This window comes from Neisseria sp. P0009.S007, from assembly GCF_051962515.1.
The window spans coordinates 1-2,637 of the sequence record NZ_JBQCVF010000193.1; the positions used below are offsets into that span (position 1 = coordinate 1).

General features: G+C 44.5%; 3 protein-coding genes. All 3 read right to left on the minus strand.

Going from position 1 to position 2,637, the window contains the following annotated elements:
- The coding region (locus ACTHS3_RS11415) for an LUD domain-containing protein (RefSeq protein ID WP_440367986.1) at positions 1–407 on the minus strand (407 nt) is incomplete at its 3' end.
- Complete coding sequence (locus tag ACTHS3_RS11420) at positions 404–1,105, minus strand: LutC/YkgG family protein (RefSeq protein ID WP_049344814.1); 702 nt, start codon at positions 1,103–1,105, stop codon at positions 404–406. The genes ACTHS3_RS11420 and ACTHS3_RS11415, both read right to left, overlap by 4 nt.
- Positions 1,102–1,881, minus strand: coding sequence for a (Fe-S)-binding protein (locus ACTHS3_RS11425; RefSeq protein WP_049344813.1), 780 nt, complete (start codon positions 1,879–1,881; stop codon positions 1,102–1,104). Before ACTHS3_RS11425 ends, ACTHS3_RS11420 begins: the two co-directional genes overlap by 4 nt.
- Positions 1,882–2,637: the final 756 nt, after the last annotated feature.

The window sequence follows — 2,637 nt, forward strand, 5'->3', positions numbered from 1 at the left end:
ATGCCTTGATCTTGCAGATAATGGTTCAGCTCAATCTCTTCGCTGACCATAGATTTGCCTTTCACCATCAGCTTACCGTTTTTATCGGTAATGATGTTGTGAATGATTTGGCAGGCTTCGGCAGGTGTTTCTGCCCAGTGGACTTTAACGCCCAACTTGGTCAGGTTTTCTTCCAGCTGTTCCAATAATGCAGGCAATTTGGACAACGAACGTTGACGGACATGCTCACACAAGTCACGCAGGCTTTGCAGCTCTTCTTCATCTGTCAAAACGGCTTTGCGCTTGGTCATCAGCATGTCCATCGCTGTGCGCAAGCTTTTACGCAAAGGTTTGTCTTGCAAAGAAATCGCGGCGTTTTGCTTGAACGTTTCCGGCTTCATATGGAATTTAATGGTTTGGGAACTCATGCTTTTTCCTCCAAATCGGCAGGGGAAATGTGATCAGGCAGAACGGCCAAAACCACCAAATCGCGCGGGCCGTGTGCACCATAGGCCAAAGTCAATTGAATATCAGCAGTCTTAGACGGGCCGGAAATCAAAATAACGTTGGTAGGCATGCCTTTTTCTACCAGTTTTTCGCCTTCAACAGCATTATGTAATTCGTTGTACATTTTGCTGGTGTCAAACAAGCAGAAATGCACAGGCGGAACCAAACTCAGGCTGCGTGGCTCGACAGGACTGGACTCCAGCATAATCGTACCGGTACGGGCAATACCGCATTTAGAGCCGCTAAAACCAGCCTCAATATCGGTAAAGAATTCGTTTTTCCAGTCGTCGATTTTTCGCTCAAAACCACGCGGTTCAATATCGGTATCGGCCAAAGCTGCACGGGCCAGCTGACCATGTTCTGTTTCCAATGGAAGCAGAATGTTTTTCAAGCCCTTGCCTTCGGCGGCTTGACGGAATACTTGCGGCCAGTTGGATTTGGTAACCCAATAGATTTCAGTTTTGACGGCACGCATGGCAGCCGCCCAATGTTTCAAGCGTTCGACATCGTTTGCCCAAGAAACACCCATTTCACGGTAATAATCGAAAACCGGCGGTTCTTCCATCGGCAAGGCATCGGCTTTTTTCAATTTCGCTAAAATATTTTCGCGCGCGCTCATGCTTTACCTCCGGTGCGTTCCAACAGGAAAGATGCAATATGTTTCGGACGTGGCATATTGGGTTCGTCTTTAGCGATTTTGCCGCCAATATTCATCATGCAACCGCAGTCCGCGCTGATGATTTCAGTTGCGCCGGTTTCTTTCAGCGCGGCAACTTTGTCGGTTACCATCGCTCCGGAAATATCGGCTTGTTTCACAGAGAATGTACCGCCAAAACCGCAGCACTCGCTTTCATGGTCGTGAACGATACGTTCAACATTTTCCATGCCGTCGATCAACTGCCAGCCTGACAAATGTACATTCATCTCGCGACGCGCCGCGCAGGAAGTATGAACAGCCACTTTAACCGGCTCGCCTTTATCTTCAGGTTTGTAACCAATCGCCAGCAGGAAGTGGGTAAATTCAATGATACGATTGGCGCAATCAATGGCTTTTTGCTCGTACTCGGTACCTTTGAACAAAGTCGGCCAGTGGTGTTTCATCATGCCGCCGCAAGAACCGGAAGGCACGACAATCGGCCAATTTTCAGGGAATAAATCCAGTTGCGCTTTGGCAACATCAAAGGCTTCTTTAGGATGACCTGACGAATAGGCCGGTTGACCGCAGCAGCTTTGCTCCATTGGATAATGGACACGGATACCCTGTTGTTCGATTAAAGTGATGGCATCCATACCGGCTTCAGGCATAAAAAGGTCGAGAACGCAAGTACCGAAGAAATAAGCATCGGTTGGCTTGCTGTCGAATACAGTGATTTGTGGTGGTTTGATTGCGCTCATTTTTTTGGAACGGGACAACCCGTTTTCTTGTGTAAAAATCAGATGGATACTTTAAGTAATTGCTTGTAATGGGTCAAGTCTAATTTTAAAAAATAATATTAAAAAAGCATGACAAACCAGACAAACACCTTTTCCTTATTAACTTGATAATCTACATAATAACCACTATCAATAAGAAAACTGATGGATTCATTTTTTAATGAATGAAGCTCGTACATTCTCTCTTTATTTAAAACACAATAACTGCCTCTTTATAGAATCTTGATTTACATCAGAAGTCATGAACTTAATCTCTATGACTCATTTTTAAACAAAATAAGCGACCCATTATGCTGTACATATGTTTCAGACGGCCATATCTGAATAAAAAGATGTCTAAGATAATAAAAATAAAAGTTTTTCTCACAAGACTCAGGCCGTCTGAAAGATAAGTTCGTCAAAAGGCCGCTTTCCATATGCTCAACCTTACTTTTAATCAAAATCAAACACTTGAAAAATCATCCTTCTTAACCTTGAAAACTCTATGCACACTCAAGCACTTCCAGTATCATTGAGGCAGTTTCTTGACGCAAAATTACAGTCTTGGCCGCCCACGATCGGCATGGATTTGCAAAAGAAGTGAAACCAAGCTTCAAAACAATTTCACCTTAACTTCGGAGTAGGCATTATGTTGACCCAGACTCAACAGGTTGATTTGACCTTGCATCACCTTAAAGAACGCACCCTATCGATTTATACCCCCGAACAGCGTGCAAG